At 65.1% G+C, this 15,376-nt stretch carries 15 protein-coding genes; 5 read left to right on the forward strand and 10 right to left on the reverse strand.

Translation table 11 applies throughout. From position 1 onward, the window contains the following. Positions 1 to 5: 5 nt before the first annotated feature. Positions 6 to 2,165 (reverse strand): S8 family serine peptidase, encoded by a 2,160-nt coding sequence (locus tag VH326_RS11920; protein WP_329632040.1) that lies wholly within the window; start codon positions 2,163 to 2,165, stop codon positions 6 to 8. 375 nt (positions 2,166 to 2,540) lie between these two features. Then, a complete protein-coding gene (locus VH326_RS11925) occupies positions 2,541 to 4,844 on the reverse strand; it encodes a CDC48 family AAA ATPase (RefSeq protein WP_329632041.1) in 2,304 nt (767 codons plus the stop codon). A gap of 307 nt (positions 4,845 to 5,151) precedes the next feature. Between VH326_RS11925 and VH326_RS11930 the strand changes: the two genes are divergently transcribed. The 3 genes from VH326_RS11930 to VH326_RS11940 all read left to right on the forward strand — a co-directional run bounded on the left by VH326_RS11930 (position 5,152) and on the right by VH326_RS11940 (position 6,851). Next, positions 5,152 to 6,036, forward strand: a complete 885-nt coding sequence (locus VH326_RS11930) for a LysR substrate-binding domain-containing protein (RefSeq protein WP_329632042.1) — start codon at positions 5,152 to 5,154, stop codon at positions 6,034 to 6,036. A gap of 153 nt (positions 6,037 to 6,189) precedes the next feature. After that, complete coding sequence (locus tag VH326_RS11935; RefSeq protein ID WP_329632043.1) at positions 6,190 to 6,357, forward strand: Flp family type IVb pilin; 168 nt, start codon at positions 6,190 to 6,192, stop codon at positions 6,355 to 6,357. 137 nt (positions 6,358 to 6,494) lie between these two features. Next, positions 6,495 to 6,851 carry a MarR family transcriptional regulator gene (locus tag VH326_RS11940; RefSeq protein ID WP_329632044.1) on the forward strand — a complete coding sequence of 119 codons (357 nt, stop codon included), beginning with the start codon at positions 6,495 to 6,497 and terminating at the stop codon, positions 6,849 to 6,851. 9 nt (positions 6,852 to 6,860) lie between these two features. Here the strand turns inward: VH326_RS11940 and VH326_RS11945 are convergent, their stop codons facing one another. After that, positions 6,861 to 7,316: a peptidylprolyl isomerase gene (locus tag VH326_RS11945; protein ID WP_329632045.1), complete on the reverse strand. Its 456-nt coding sequence runs from the start codon at positions 7,314 to 7,316 to the stop codon at positions 6,861 to 6,863. 125 nt (positions 7,317 to 7,441) lie between these two features. On the opposite strand from VH326_RS11945, the gene mgtE reads away from it, so the two are divergent. Together mgtE and VH326_RS11955 are read left to right on the forward strand one after the other, a co-directional pair. Then, the gene (gene mgtE / locus VH326_RS11950) at positions 7,442 to 8,860 is read left to right on the forward strand and encodes a magnesium transporter (RefSeq protein ID WP_329632046.1); all 1,419 of its coding nucleotides are present in this window, start codon (positions 7,442 to 7,444) and stop codon (positions 8,858 to 8,860) included. A gap of 13 nt (positions 8,861 to 8,873) precedes the next feature. After that, positions 8,874 to 9,275 (forward strand): DUF1489 domain-containing protein, encoded by a 402-nt coding sequence (locus tag VH326_RS11955; protein WP_329632047.1) that lies wholly within the window; start codon positions 8,874 to 8,876, stop codon positions 9,273 to 9,275. Positions 9,276 to 9,278: 3 nt separating this feature from the next. Here VH326_RS11955 and VH326_RS11960 read toward each other — a convergent pair whose 3' ends face one another. The 7 genes from VH326_RS11960 to VH326_RS11990 all read right to left on the reverse strand — a co-directional run bounded on the left by VH326_RS11960 (position 9,279) and on the right by VH326_RS11990 (position 15,373). Continuing rightward, positions 9,279 to 9,989, reverse strand: a complete 711-nt coding sequence (locus VH326_RS11960) for a GIN domain-containing protein (RefSeq protein ID WP_329632048.1) — start codon at positions 9,987 to 9,989, stop codon at positions 9,279 to 9,281. 63 nt (positions 9,990 to 10,052) lie between these two features. Further along, entirely contained in the window at positions 10,053 to 10,769 is a 717-nt protein-coding gene (locus VH326_RS11965) for a head GIN domain-containing protein (RefSeq protein ID WP_329632049.1), read from the reverse strand. Between the two features lie 56 nt (positions 10,770 to 10,825). Beyond that, positions 10,826 to 11,455 carry a GIN domain-containing protein gene (locus VH326_RS11970; RefSeq protein ID WP_329632050.1) on the reverse strand — a complete coding sequence of 210 codons (630 nt, stop codon included), beginning with the start codon at positions 11,453 to 11,455 and terminating at the stop codon, positions 10,826 to 10,828. A 239-nt stretch (positions 11,456 to 11,694) separates the two neighbouring features. Then, positions 11,695 to 12,228 carry a CarD family transcriptional regulator gene (locus VH326_RS11975; protein ID WP_329632051.1) on the reverse strand — a complete coding sequence of 178 codons (534 nt, stop codon included), beginning with the start codon at positions 12,226 to 12,228 and terminating at the stop codon, positions 11,695 to 11,697. Between the two features lie 272 nt (positions 12,229 to 12,500). Then, positions 12,501 to 14,525, reverse strand: coding sequence for a M13 family metallopeptidase (locus VH326_RS11980; protein WP_329632052.1), 2,025 nt, complete (start codon positions 14,523 to 14,525; stop codon positions 12,501 to 12,503). A gap of 167 nt (positions 14,526 to 14,692) precedes the next feature. Continuing rightward, positions 14,693 to 15,034 (reverse strand): ferredoxin FdxA, encoded by a 342-nt coding sequence (gene fdxA / locus VH326_RS11985; RefSeq protein WP_329632053.1) that lies wholly within the window; start codon positions 15,032 to 15,034, stop codon positions 14,693 to 14,695. A 54-nt stretch (positions 15,035 to 15,088) separates the two neighbouring features. Next, entirely contained in the window at positions 15,089 to 15,373 is a 285-nt protein-coding gene (locus VH326_RS11990) for an RNA-binding S4 domain-containing protein (protein WP_329632054.1), read from the reverse strand. Positions 15,374 to 15,376 lie beyond the last annotated feature (3 nt).

Genomic DNA, 15,376 nt, shown 5'->3' on the forward strand with positions numbered 1-15,376 from the left:
CTCCGCTAGCGGGTTCGTCGGATCATCCGACTTTTGGTTGTCGGACGACGGACCATGAGGGGGCTACGCTTGGCCACAGCCGCCGCCACGCGCTCGCTGTTCAGATAGGCGCGAGCAAATCCGGTGTCCGCAGTCGCAACGACGTCCGCGATGCAATTGGCCTGTTGTTTCTCGTCCCGGATCGGCAGGCAGACCTTTCTTGCGATCGAAATATCGAGTGTCTTGGGCACGACCGGCGTTTTGTTGATGACGCACGCCCCGGTCTGTGGCGGCCAGCTTTTGACAGTGAACGAGCCAGTCGAGGCACCCGCGGCATAGTCGAACAATGTCGTGGCATTTGTCACTCGCCAGCTGTTCGCAAATTTGCCGTACAGGTCCGCGTAACGCTGGGGCGGCGCCGCCGGCAGCGGGCCGAGCGACCCGCCGTTGGCAAGTCTCGGCAACCAGCTGTCGGCCGCGATCGCGCCCATGATCCCGTCGGATGCGCGGGTGTTGATGACGGCGATGCTCAAATACCAGATGTTATGCGGCGCGCCCCAGAAGTTCGGTAGGAGCGTGATCGTCGATCCGTCTGGCGTGTCCACCAGCAAACCGCCGCCGGCGGGCGACAGGCGTCCGCCTCCTGGCAGGCCGAAACCGCCGGCGGGGACAGGCGTCAAAACGCCGTTGACGCGTACCTGCATCCCCGATGCGTTGCTTTGAGCGCTCGGGTTCGGTTGGTAGGTGACGCGGTTGCCGCCGACGCGCATCGCTGCCGCCGTGTTCACGCTGACGCAACTCGAAAGCCCGGTATGTGCGTTGTAGACGATCGCTCCCGTCGGGACCGGCGTCTGGCGGGTCTGGAGTTCCAGGCTGCCATCGCGCAGCGCGACGAATTCGCCGGCAGCCTGAAAATCGTAGGGGACGCCGTCGACCGTGGTGATATGCGGATCACCGTCATTCTGCCCGGTGGAAAGTGACCCCCAATGCAACAACTCGTTGGGAGAGCCCGCGCCGCGACTGCCGATGCCGGACCAGCCGGAGGTGCCAGGGTTCAGGTCATCGGCAGCGTGGATCGCCGCCCAGACTTGGGCGGGCGTGGCCAGAGGGTTGAGTTGGAGGAACTTGGCGGCGGTGCCGGCAACGTGCGGCGACGCCTGCGACGTTCCGGAAAAAGTACTCGTGGCAGTATCGCTGCCATTGCCTGCCGCCTGGATGTTCACACCGGGCGCATACAAATCGAGGCAGGTGCCAATGTTCGAAAATCCCGCTTGTACGTCGCTGCCCGGGTCGATCGCGCCGACGGTGATCGCGTTCGCGACATGCGCGGGAGAAAACGTACAAGCGTCCGCACCGCTGTCGTTGCCCGCCGCAACTACATAGGTCACGCCGCTTGTGATCGAATTGTTTATCGCGGTGTCAAGCGCGGGCTGAACGGGGCCGCGCAGACTCATGTTCGCCACTGCTGGATGGACGGCGTTGGCGGTAATCCAATCGACTCCGGCAACGAGAACCGACGTCGTCGCGCCGCCGCCTGCGCAGGTGAAGACGCGAACCGGGTGCAAGGCAACGTTCTTGGCGACGCCATACGTCCCCCCGCCGACGATACCGGCAACATTGGTTCCGTGGCCGTGGCAATCGTTCGTGCCGTTGCCGTCCATGATCTCCGTCACGCCGCCACTAACGCGACCGCCGAACTCGACATTGGTCGCCCGGATTCCGGTGTCGACGATGTAAACATTCACGCCTGCACCGGTCTCGGAATAGGTGTATCGATGGTCGAGCGGTAGCAGCCGTTCGCTGGTCCGGTCCAAGCCCGGCACCGGGTTGAGTTGAATCGTGGTCAGTTCGTTCAATTGGTCCGGTTCGATATAGTCGATACTAGGATCCGCACGGAGCTCTTTCAGCCCCTTCGGAGAGATCCTGACGCTGAACCCGTTCAGCGCGGTGCGATATTCGTGTAGAATCGTTCCACCCAGAGCCTTGACGCGTTCACGTGTCGCGGACGTTACAGCGCGCGCGACGCCCTTCTTGAACACGACGATATATTGATCGGGCACCACTTTGCCCTCGACGCGCAGGATCGGCGCCAAGCCGGTTTTGCCGGTTCGCTGGGCCACCGCCGCACCGAACACGGCTAATCCAGCCAAGACTGCAACCACTAAGAGCGTGGCGAACTTGTTCATGATCCCCTCCCGAGATTTAGAACAGTAACTCCGCCTATCTTCTCATCTCTATTTTAGAGAGAGTCAAGGTTCCGTATTGTTAAAGGGTCTATTGAAATCCGTAAAAATACATCCAATGCGAGTTAGGCGAATCATTTAAGCTATAGCTGGCGCCATACTATAGCTAAGGCCATGTTCGATAGGGTATTTATCGTCGTGCTAACGCGCACCTCGCGACTGTGAGGTGCGCGCGTCGAGTGAGCCAGGATGACTTTACGCCACCACAAACAGTCTTCGTGAAAGATGTAGAGATAATCTTGGGATTGAGCAGGCATCGCGCGCGGCAAGTTTACGCGGCGGACGATCGCGACAAATGCGCGAATCAGGCCATGTCGCCTAATCGATCCCCTTCGGTCCGTGCGGCCGCAACTGTCCCGGTGCAATGAACCCGATCGGCTGCAGTGCGGCCGCATCCTGTTTGAGCCGCGCCGCCATCTGTTCGTAGTCGCGCTCCATCTCGGGCGTCACGCTCGCGCGAGACTCGTCGAGGGCAACGTCGAAATCGGCAATCGTCACCGTCTTGGCATCGAGGCTCTTGCGTAGCGCGGTCAGGCCGGCGCGGCGCGTGAGATCCTCGAGGTCGGCGCCGGTGAAGCGGTCGGTGCGTGCCGCCAGCGCGTCCAGGTCGACGTCGTCGGCGAGCGGCATCTTCCCCGTCTGAATCGCGAGGATCCGCCGCCGCCCCTTCTGGTCGGGGACGCCGACATAGATTAACTCGTCGAACCGGCCGGGCCGCAATAGCGCGGGATCGATGAGGTTGGGGCGGTTGGTCGCGCCGATCACCACCACCGACTGCAGCTCTTCCAGCCCGTCCATTTCCGACAGGATCGTGTTGACCACGCGCTCGGTGACTTGCGGTTCGCCCAGGCCGCCGCCGCGCGCGGGCACCAGGCTATCGAGCTCGTCGATGAAGATCACGCACGGCGCGACCTGGCGCGCGCGGGCGAACAATTTGGCGATCTGCTGCTCGCTTTCGCCATACCATTTGCTGAGCAGGTCGGAGGACTTCGTCGAGATGAAGTTCGCCTCCGCCTCGCGCGCTACCGCCTTTGCCAGCAAGGTCTTGCCGGTGCCGGGCGGGCCATAGAGGAGGAAGCCCTTGGCCGGGCGGATGCCGAGCCGACGGAATGCGTCGGGGTCCTTCAGCGGCAGTTCGACGCCTTCCTTCAACCGCATCTGCGCATCGTCGAGCCCGCCGACATCGTCCCAGCGGACGCGAGGCGCCTCAACCATCACTTCGCGCATCGCCGACGGCTGGACGCGTTTTAGCGCGTCGAGGAAGTCCTCGCGAGTCACCGCCAGCGTGTCGAGGACCTCGGGCGGAATCGTGCGCTCCTCGAGATTGAGCTTGGGCATGATCTTGCGCACCGCCTCGATCGCCGCTTCGCGCGCCAGCGCGGCGAGGTCGGCGCCGACGAAACCATAGGTCGTGCGCGCCAACTCGTTGAGATCGACCCGGTCGCCGAGCGGCATACCGCGCGTATGGATCGCTAATATCTCGCGCCGCCCGCGCTCGTCGGGCACGCCGATAACGATTTCGCGGTCGAACCGGCCGGGGCGACGCAGCGCTTCGTCGATCGCTTCGGGGCGATTGGTCGCGGCGATCACCACCAGATTGGCGCGCGCCTCGAGCCCGTCCATCAGCGTCAGCAGTTGCGCGACCAGCCGCTTTTCGGCTTCGCCCGACACTTGGCCCCGCTTGGGCGCAATCGAATCGATCTCGTCGATGAACACGATCGACGGCGCGTTCTTGGCGGCTTCCTCGAACACCTGGCGCAGCCGGCCTTCCGATTCGCCATAGGCCGAGCCCATGATTTCGGGTCCGTTGATCAGGAAGAATTGCGCGTCGCTCTCGTTCGCCACCGCGCGCGCGAGGCGAGTCTTGCCGGTGCCGGGCGGGCCATGAAGCAGCACGCCCTTGGGCGGATCGACGCCCAGGCGTTGGAACAATTCGGGGTAACGGAGCGGCAATTCGACCATCTCGCGCAGTTGGTCGATCGTCGCCGCCATCCCGCCGATGTCGTCGTAGGTGACGTCCGCACGCCGTGCGTCCTTGGGTTCCTCATATTCGGGGCGAAGCTCGATTTCGGTATTCTGGTCGATCTGGACGACACCCTTAGGCACCGTCGCCACCACCGCGAGGCGGATTTCCTGCAGCGCATAAGCGGGCGCGCGAAGATATTGCGCGACATTGGGCGGCATCCCCTCCGGATCGACACGCTGCTGCCCCGCGGTCGCGACGATGTCGCCCTGGCACAGCGGCCGCCCGACGAAGGTGCGGTGGAGCGCGGCGGTCGATCCCTGCAGCCGCAGATTCTGCTGCGCCGGCGCGAACACCACGCGACCCGCCGGCTTCACTTCGGCGCGGCGCACATCGACATAATCGCCCGACCCGGCCCCGGCATTGGCGCGCTGCAACCCGTCGATGCGGATCAGCTCGAGGCCTTCATCCTCCGGATACGGCGCGACCGCACGCGCGGGTGTGGTGGTCTTGCCGACGATCTCGATCACGTCGCCTTCGCCGATCCCCAGCCGCGCCATCACCGATCGCGGGATGTGGGCAAGCCCGCGGCCGCTATCCTCGGGCCGGGCATTGGCGACCTGGAGCTTGCGCGGGGGAGCGTCGTCGCCGTCTGCCATTCGAATTCACCTGCTCGCTGCGCAATTGGGGGAGCGCGCGAGATAGCGAGCCGGTTCCCGATGCGCGAGGGCAGCGGGCAATCGGGCGCAAAAAAAGGCCGGACCCAAAGGCCCGGCCGGAAAAGTTTTTAGGAGAGGATGCCTGAAAGGCACGGCTGATGTGCCGCGCGGCAGTTTATTGTGCAAGTGCGAAGAGAACCGCCGCAGTTGCACGTATTGCAATCGGGGGTGGATTTCCCACGAGAGGAAGTGGTAGCAACAGCGCGGGGCCCTTCGTGACGCATCGCACAACAAAGAGGGAGAGGATATGCGCCGACTGCCGCCGCTGACGGCGATCGAAGCCTTCGTTCAGGTCGCTCGCACCGGCTCGGTGAAGGCGGCGGCACAGGAACTCGCGCTGTCCGCCCCCGCGCTCAGCCGCCGGGTCCAGGCGCTCGAACGCTTCATCGGCAAACCATTGTTCGAACGCCGCCACCAGGCCGTCGCGCTCAACGAGGACGGCGAGCGGCTACTGCAGCAGATCGCGCCGGTGCTCGATCGTTTGACCGACGCGGTCGAGTTCATGACCAGCGGGACCGAAGTGCTGCGGCTACGGCTTGGAGTGCTCCCGCTGTTCGCCGCGCAACGGCTGTTCCCGCATCTCGCCGACTTGCGCGCCTGGCACCCGCAGCTCCACCTCGACATCGACACGGCGGCGCACAACATGGCGCGGGTAGGCGATGGGCTCGACGCCGCGATCGCCTTGCTGCGCGAGCCCGACCCGAGCCTTTACGCACAGCGGCTCGACCGCAACCAGGTCTATGTGATCGGCGCGCGGTCGCTAGTCGACCGGCCCGATCCGATTACGCGGCCGGAACAGGTCGCCGGGCTCACCGCGCTGATCCACCGCGACATGCCCGACACGTTCGGCGCGTGGCGCCACGCCGCCGGGCTGGACGAACTCGAGCCCGCCGCGATCGATCATTTCGATTCGGGCGCGTTGATGCTCGAAGCGGCGGCGCAAGGCCTCGGCGTCGCGTTCATGCACGACAGCCATTTCGACGAAGCGCACGACTCCCGGCTGGTCAAACTGTTCGATATCGAGGTGGCGAGCCCGTACAGCTATTGGTTCGTCTGCCGTCCCCGCGCGATGCAGCAGCGCCCGGTCAAGCTGTTCCACGATTGGCTGGTCGAAGTGCTGGCAGCGGATTAGCGTCAGCTATCCGCGAGGAGCCAGCACCGTGGCCGGCGCGGCACCGCCACGCCGCTTGCCATCGGGTCCCTCGAACATGCCTCGCGTGTCGTTAACCATATCGAAAATGGTTCGTCCTACGAAGCACCCGTGGACTTAAGTGGGGAATCGATCATGACGAACCTTTTCAAGCGCCTTCGCGAAACGCGCGCCGCCACCGCGATCGAATACGGCTTGATCGCCGCGCTCATCGCCGTCGCCGCGATCGCCGCGATGCAGGGCCTGGGCAACCAGCTCAAGAAGACCTTCACCAACGTTTCATCGAACATGAAGGCTTCGTGATGCCGTCGGCCAGCGGTTCGCCGCCGGCCGCAGCCTCACGGACCCCTCACCGGCCAATGACGATGCTTGCTTCAGCTGCTACGGCAGGCTCAACCGGCCTTGCCGAATATCGCGGTCTCGCCGACTTCCGCTACCATGTGCGCCGATTCTTCGCGTTCAGCGAAGCGACGACCAAGGCAGCGGGAGTCGCACCCGCGCAATATCAGGCGATGCTTGCGATCCGCGCGCATGACGGGCCCCGGGCGATGGACGTCACCTCGCTCGCCGAAAGGCTTTGCGTCAAACTCAACAGTGCGGTCGAGCTGGTCGCTCGGATCGAGGCGGCGGGGCTGATCGAGCGCAGCCGCTCGGTCCGCGACCAGCGGCGGATCGAGCTTCGCCTGACGCCGCGCGGACTCGATCTGGTCGATCGCATAGCCGCTCAGCATCTGGCCGAACATCGGCGCAACCTCGCCGAACTCGCGCGGATCGTCGCGGCGCTCGGCGCGGTTTAACCGCCGAGGCTACTCCGCGCGCGCCTTCAAAATCTTGCCCGGCTCGCGCGGCGGCTCGCCTTTGGGGAGCGCATCGATATGCTCCATGCCGCTCTCGACCTGGCCCCACACGGTGTATTGCCCGTCGAGGAAACGCGCGTCGTCGAACACGATGAAGAACTGGCTGTTGGCCGAGTTGGGATCGTTGGTCCGCGCCATCGATGCGGTTCCGCGGACGTGCGGCTCACGGCTGAACTCCTGCGGCAGGTTGGGCTTGTCCGATCCGTGCATCCCGGTGCCGGTGGGATCGCCGCCCTGCGCCATGAAGCCGGGGATGACCCGGTGGAACACGACGCCGTCGTAAAAGCCTTCGTTCGCCAGTTCGGCGATGCGATCGACATGCTGCGGCGCGAGGTCGGGGCGCAGCTTGATGACGACATCGCCGCTGTCGAGCGTCAGGGTCAGTTTTTCGGGGGCGTCGGCCATGGTCATGCTCCTGAATATATTCGGTTGGTGCGGCCCTAGACGGCGCGTTCGGCGCTGGCAAACCGCGTTAAATCGGGGTAACGGCGCCGATATGGACATTCCCGCGCCCGAACCAAGGTCAGACGATGAGCGAGACCGATCTGGCGCCGACCGAAGGCGCGACCGAACTCGATAACGTCGCCGATCAGCTGGACGAGGATGACCGGCTGAAGCCCGAATTCGTGCGCGCGGTGCTCGACGCGGTCGAGGCCGACGATGCTGCCGCGGCGCACGCTTTGGTCGAGCCGCTCCATCCCGCCGACATCGCCGATCTGTTCGAACTGACGCCGCACGAGGATCGCGGTCCCCTCGCGCTGGCGCTCGCCGACTTGCTCGACGCCGACGTGTTCGCCGAGATGAACGATTACGTCCGCGAGGACCTGATCGATGCGCTCGAGCCGCAGCAAGTCGCCGACATCGCCTCCGAACTCGACACCGACGACGCCGTCGCGATCATCGAGGATCTCGACGCCGACGATCAGCGCGAGGTGCTGCGCGCGATGGAGCCCGACGATCGCGCCGCGATCGAGGAGGCTCTGTCCTATCCCGAGGAGTCGGCCGGGCGCCTGATGCAGCGCGACCTGGTCGCGGTGCCCGAACATTGGACCGTCGGCGACGCGATCGACTATCTTCGCGGGCATGACGAGCTGACCACCGATTTCTGGGAGATCTTCGTCGTCGACCCGGCACACAAGCCGGTCGGCACCTGCCAATTGTCGTGGATTCTGCGAACCCCGCGCAGCGTCGCGATGGCCGACGTGATGAAGCGCGAGCAGACCTTGATCCCGGTCGACATGGATCAGGAGGAAGTCGCGCTCCGTTTCCAAAAATATGCGTTGATCTCGGCCGCCGTAGTCGACGCCGCGGGACGGCTGGTCGGCATGGTCACGGTCGACGACATCGTCCACATCATCTCCGAAGAAGCGGGCGAGGACATTACCCGGCTGTCGGGCGCGGGCGATGGCGACATCAACGAGCCAATTCAGCTGACGGTGCGCACGCGGCTGACCTGGCTGGTGGTCAATCTCGGCACCGCGATCCTCGCGGCGTCGGTGGTCGGGCTGTTCCAGGGCGAGATCGCCAGGTTCGCGTTGCTCGCGGTGCTGATGCCGATCGTGTCGGGGATGGGCGGCAATGCCGGCACACAGACGCTTGCGGTGGTGGTGCGCGCGATCGCGACCAATCAGCTGACCGAATCGAACACCTGGTGGATGATTGCGCGCGAGTTCCGTATCGCCGCCGCAAACGGCGTCGCGCTGGGGGCGGCGATCGGGCTCGGCACGCTGCTGATCTTCCACAACGCCGATCTGTCGATCGTGATCGCGCTGGCGATGGTCATCAACAATCTGATCGCGGGGCTATCCGGGGTGCTGATCCCCGTCACGCTCGACCGATTGCGGATCGACCCCGCGGTGTCGTCGGCGGTGTTCGTGACGATGATGACCGATTGCATGGGGTTCTTCTCGTTCCTCGGGCTCGCGCTCTTGTGGGGCCTGAGCGGGTAGCCATATCGGGCGAATGCCACTTCATATCAGCAAGGTAGCATTCGGGATCGCCAGCATCGACCTGCTCGTCGCACGCTGGAAGGCGCGCGAGGGCGCAGCGTTCGAGATCGGCACGCGCTATCTGCCCAAGCGCTGGGAGGAAGTGGCGGGGCAGGGCTCGCTGTTCTGGATCGTCAAGCATCAACTGGTGGCGCGGTCGCCGATCCTGGGTTTCGGCGATCTGCCCGGCGGGCGCACTGCGATCCGGCTCGACCCGCGGCTGGTCCTGGTCGAAGCGCGGCCCAAGCGCGCGCACCAGGGCTGGCGCTACCTCGAGCATGCCGACGCGCCGCGCGATCTCGGGACGGGCAGCGAAGGCGTTGGCTTGTTGCCGCCCGAGCTGATCGGCCGACTCGCGGAATTGGCGCTGATCTAGGTGCTAGGGCGCCGCGTCCGGCCCGCACAGGATCGGGCCGCCGGCCTGCGCATGCGCGGTGCACCTTGCGTTGCCTGCGACGACGATCCGGCCGAGCCCGGTCGAGGTCAGATCGGCGGTGAAGCGCGCGCTCACTTGCGTTTCGCCCGGCCCGTCGAGCCGCACCAGCACGTCACCCACGCTCAGCGGAATCGCCGCGATCGATCCGTTGCCGTTGGTCAACAGACGCGCTCGCGCGCTCTTGCCCGCCAGCGTCACATTGCCGTTGCCGACCAGCATTACCGCCAGATCGTCGGTATCGATACCGCGCGCATCGATCGACCCCGCACCGGTGATCTGGAGGTCGAGCCGCGCGCTGCGCACCACCCCCGCGATCGCCAGCTTGCCGCCGCCGATCACGGTCGCGCTGCGCAGCGCCGGCGCGGCGATGGTGATGATCGGGGCGGGCCCGTCGACCTTGCCTTGCTCGCTCCAGCCTTGCGTCCCCTTGCGCACGATCAGCGTATCGCCTTGCACCTCGATCGACAGGTCGGCGATCACTCTGTCGTCGCCGCTCGCGCTCGCGTGCGCGCCGCCGGCCCCGACCGTCAGCCGAACCTCGAACGGCCCATCGACGCGGACTCGGTCGAAATTGGTCACGACATAGGAGCGGTCGGCCGCCAAAGCGGGCGTCGCCAGCGCGACAAGCGCAAGGCCGATAAGGGCGCGGATCATGCGGCGAGCATCGCACCCGCAGCACTGGACATGCAAGAGGCGCGCGTAATCAGGCGTCGCAGCTCAGCTGCAGGTGACGCTGCCCGATCCCATCTTCGAGGTCGTGCACTTGGCGCCGCCGGTCAGCGTGACGTCGCCCGACCCCATGACATCGACGTTCGCCGGTCCCGCGACGCTTGCGGCGACGTTGCCCGATCCCATCACGCTGACCTCGGCGCTCGACAGGTTGAGCTTGCCCGCGTCGACGTCGCCCGACCCGGTGATCGAGACCTTGCCGCTCTTCGCGGTGCCGGCGGCGGTCACTCCGCCCGATCCGGTCAGCGACAGTGATACCGACTGGACGTTGATCGATCCGACCGACACGTCGCCGGACCCAGTCGCATCGACCGTGAAGGCGTTGCCGTCGACATGATCGACCGCCATGTCGCCCGATCCGGTCGCGCTCGCCGCGGTGATGCGCGGCATGGTGATGTAGACCTTGGCATGACCGCTGCTGCCCCAGCTGAACCCGCTGCTTGACTTGCGCCGCACTTCGAGCGTGTCGCCGTTCTTGACGATCTCGAGCTTGTCGAGCGCCTTGGCGTCGCCCTCGGCGCGGACCGAGAAGCCCGACCCGACGCGCACATCGACATCGTCCGGCCCAGTCGCCTCGACCGCGCTGAAGCCGTCAGCCGCAAACGTCCGGTTGCCGCCGGCGCCGCTGGCGGCGACGCCCTTTTGATCGTCGCCGACATGGCACCCAGCGAGCGGAACCAAAACGAGCAGGGCGAGATAGCGCATCTTAGCCTCCATTTGTGTATTGTTAGAATAACACACCCGGAAGCTTCGTCAACCCGCTACGATCCGCAGCGTACCTGCGCCTTCCCCATCCGCGTGACGCTGCATCGCGCGTTCGGCCCCAGGTCGATCGTGCCGCTGCCGATCACCGACACTTGCGCGGACCCGTCGACGGTGACGCGGATCGTCCCCGACCCTGCGCTCGAGACTTGCGCGCCAGCCGCTCGCAGGCCCGGCGCCTGCAAGCCGCCCGACCCGCCGAGATTGACCCGAAGGCTCCGCGCCGAGCCGCTTGCGGTGACGCTGCCGGATCCCCCGATCGCGACATCCGCGCGATCGACCGCGATGGTGCCGAGCGAGAGGCTGCCCGATCCGCCCAGCGCCGCATCGAATGCCGTGCCGCTGACTCGATCGACCGTCATTCGGCCCGATCCGCCCAGCGCGACGCCGGTGAGGCGAGGCACCGTGATCACGAAATGGACCTGGCGTTCGATCGGAGCGTCGACCTTGCGATCGCGATAGCGATGGTCGATCGTCAGCGTACCGTCCTTGGTCGTCACGCGCAGATTGGCGAAGGCGGCTGCGGGGCCGGTCGCGCGAACCGACCAGGCGGGGCCGACGCGGATGTCGACTTCGCCCGGTAAGCCATAGGCAATTTTCTGGAAATCGGCGGCGCGGTAACTGGTCATGTCGCCTTGGCGATCGCTGGCTATACCCGGGCCGCGATCGGCATCGTCAGTCCCAGCGGCGGTGAGCAAGAAGGGCAAGGCTAGCAGGGGCAACAGGCGCATCGATTCTCTCCCGACGATCGTGTGTCACGGAAGCAATACGCTTATCGACTACATATGTAAACACCATAGCTCGCAGTGCGGCTCAACGAAAAAGGGCGGCCCCGCAAGACCGCCCTCTTCGCTTGGAGGAGACGCGTTTACGCCAGCTCCTTGTCCTTGTTCCACACCGCCGCGGCCTTGCGCAGGATGTCGAGGATCTTCTCAAGCGCACCCTTTTCGTCGGTCTCTTCCATCGCCGCGAGCTCGCGGGCGAGGCGGCTGGCGGCCGCTTCGAAGATCTGGCGCTCGGAATAGCTCTGCTCGGGCTGGTCCTCGGCGCGGAACAGGTCGCGGACCACTTCGGCGATCGACACGAGGTCGCCCGAATTGATCTTCGCTTCATATTCCTGCGCGCGGCGCGACCACATGGTGCGCTTGACCTTGGGCTTGCCCTTCAAGGTATCGAGCGCCTCGCGCAACGTCTTGTCCGACGACAATTTGCGCATGCCGACGCTTTCGGCCTTGTTGGTCGGCACGCGAAGCGTCATCCGCTCCTTTTCGAACCGGAGCACATACAGTTCCAGCTGCATGCCCGCGATTTCTTGCTTGAGCAGTTCGACCACACGGCCAACGCCGTGCTTGGGGTAAACAACGTAATCACCGACGTCGAAGGACAGCGCCTTGGCAGCCATGTAGCTTCAACCTTTCCATTGGGATGCCCCAAACGATCTTCGGCGCCAGTTCATGGCACCCGTCGGGGCGGTTATGATGCGTGTGTCTCCACACGAGAGACTCGAAACAAGGGCTCTCGTCCTGCCCTATTTAACAGAGTCGTAATAAAATTACCAGTGCTACGTCGGCCCGAGGCGATTAGTCGCGCTAATCGCCGCTCGCGGGCCGACACGGCCGGCGGGCCGGCGCAGTTGGCCCGACCGACGCCGGCGGTTTCGCCGCCGGCCCGTTGTTACCAGACGTGCACACGATCCCCGGGCGCCAGATATAGCTTATCCCCCGGCTTCACCCCGAACGCGGCGTACCAGGCATCGACGTTCCGCACGATCCCGTTGACTCGATATTCCTCGGGGCTGTGCGGGTTCGAGAGCAACTGCGCGCGCAACGCGCCCTCGCGCGCCTTGCCCTGCCAGCTCTGCGCAAAGGCGATGAAGAAGCGCTGGTCGCCGGTGTAGCCGTCGATCACCGCCGGCTCGCCGTGTCGCGAGACATAACGGCGATATGCAGCATAGGCGACTTCGAGCCCGCCGAGATCGGCGAGGTTTTCGCCGAGCGTCAGCTGTCCCTTGATATGCACGCCGGGGATCGGCTCGTAGCCGTTGAACTGGTCGACCAGCTTCTGCGCGTGCGCGCTGTAGCGGGTGGCCGATTCCTTGGTCCACCAGTCGCGCAACTTGCCGCTCGCGTCGAACTGCCGCCCTTCGTCGTCGAAGCCGTGACCCATTTCGTGCCCGATCGTGGCACCTGTCTCGCCGTAATTGACCGCCGGATCGGCGGCGGGGTCGAAGAACGGCGGCTGCAGGATCGCCGCCGGGAACGTCACCTGGTTCATCAGCGGATTATAATAAGCGTTCACCTCCTGGACGTTCATGTCCCAGAGCGAGCGGTCGACCGGCTTGCCGAGCCGCGACAGTTCGAGCTTCCATTCGAAGTCGTCGGCATTGATCGCGTTGGCGAGCGGATCGGTGCGCGACACGCGCATCGCCGAATAGTCGATATATTTGGTCGGATGCCCGATCCGCGGATCGAACGAGGCGAGCTTGGCGAGCGCTTCCTTGCGCGTCGGCTCGTCCATCCACGCCGCGCCCAGGATCTTTTCCTTATACGCCGCGCGCAGATCGCCGATCAGCTCGGTCATCTGCTTGTCGGTATCGGCGGTCCAGTGGACCTTGGCGTAAAGCTCCCCGACCGCTTCGCCGAGGCTGTTGTCGAGCAATCGCACGCCCCGCTTCCAGCGCTCGGCCTGCGATTGCACATCCTGCAGCGTGCGGCTGTAGAACCCGAACCGCGCATCGTCGAACGCCTTGGGCAGATATTGCGCGTGGTCGCTGATGAAGCGGAAGGTCATCCAGTCCTTCCAGGTCGAGAGCGGGGTCGCCGCGATCGCCTTGCCCGCCGCGGTGACCGCACTTGGTTCGGACACCACAACGACCGGCATGTTCGACAGGCCGATCTTCGCCAGAACCGGAGCCCAGTCGAACTGCGGCGCGAGCGCCGTCAGCTGCGCGCGAGTCATCGGGTTGTAGGTCTTGACCGGGTCGCGCCGCGCCTCTGGCGTCCATTGATCCTGTGCCAGCTTGGTCTCGAGCGCAATGATCGCATCGGCCTTGGCCGCGGCGTCGGGGATGCCGGCGAGCTGCTGGAGATTGATGATATAGTCGCGATACGCCTTGCGGAACGCGACGTACTTGGCGTCGGGCAGCAGGTAATAATCGCGCGAGGGCAGCCCGAGCCGCGCCTGTCCGGCGGCGGCGGTATAGCGAGTCGGGTCCTTGGCGTCGGGCTCGACCCCGATGTTGATCGGCGCGGGATAGCCGGGCTGCGCCATCAGCGCGACGAGTTCGTCGGTATTCCTGACCGCCGCGATCCGCGCGAGATACGGCTTGAGCGGCGCGGTGCCGCGCGCCTCGATTCCGGCTACGTCCATCCACGCGCCGTAGAAATCGGTAATGCGGCGCATCTTGGGATCAGCCGGGCTGGGGCCGGCCCCTTCGACCAGCTTGCGAACCTCGATCTCGGTCTGGTCGGGCAGATCGTAATTGTACCCGGCGCGCGACTTGTCGGGGGCGATCGGTGCGGTGCGAAGCCACGTCCCCTCGGCGTAGCGGAAGAAATCGTCACCCGGCTTCACGCCCTTGTCCATCGACGCATAGTCGACGCCCCACGGCCCATATTTGGGCTTGGGCGCGGTCGACTGCGCGAGCGCGATCCCCGAAATGCCGAGGAGGAACAGACCGGCAATATGTTTGATCGCCATGGGACGACTCTCCGCTCGGTGAAATCGATAGAGCGGTGTGTTGTCAGACTAGGGGGGCGTGGGGAAGGGGGATTTTGTCGGGGTGGGCCGCCGGCAAGGCCGTCAGCCGGATCGAGCGACGCTCGTCCGCCGTCCGTGCCGGGGCACGCGACGGCGATTAAGCGCGCTTAATCGCCTTGTCCCGGCTCGGGCGAGAAATACTTGTCGAACTTGCCCTCCTCGCCCTTGTGCTCGTCGGCATCGGCGGGGGTCTGGTCGTTCTTGCGCGTGACGTTGGGCCATTGCGCGGAGAAGGTGTTGTTGATCTCGAGCCATTTCTCCAGCCCGCTCTCGGTGTCGGGCAGGATCGCCTCGGCCGGGCATTCGGGTTCGCACACGCCGCAATCGATGCACTCGCTGGGGTTGATCACCAGCATGTTGTCGCCTTCGTAGAAGCAATCGACCGGGCATACCTCGACGCAATCCATATACTTGCAGCGGATGCAGGCATCGGTGACGACATAGGTCATGGCGGGCTCCAAAACGACGAATTCGGGCCGTGCTATTCGCCGATTCCGCCCTCGTCAATCGAGCGCTCGTTCCTGCGAGACGTTCGCAGTCGATAGCTCCTGATAGCAGCCTTGAGCTTCGGAGGGCGGGCCGCGGCGGATCGGAAGCGCCTCGACCCGAAGTGTGCGGATCCGGCCGAGGTGCGTTGCAAAGGTCAAGATGTTGCCGACCCTCACCGGTGCTGCGGCCCGATCGATGGCGCGGCCGTCGATGCGCAGATGCCCGCGCGCGGCGAGCGCTTGCGCAAAGCTGCGTGTCTTGGCGATCCGGGCGAACCACAGGAACTTGTCGAGACGCATGCT

The organism is Sphingomonas sp. (assembly GCF_036269755.1).
Lineage (GTDB): Bacteria > Pseudomonadota > Alphaproteobacteria > Sphingomonadales > Sphingomonadaceae > Sphingomonas.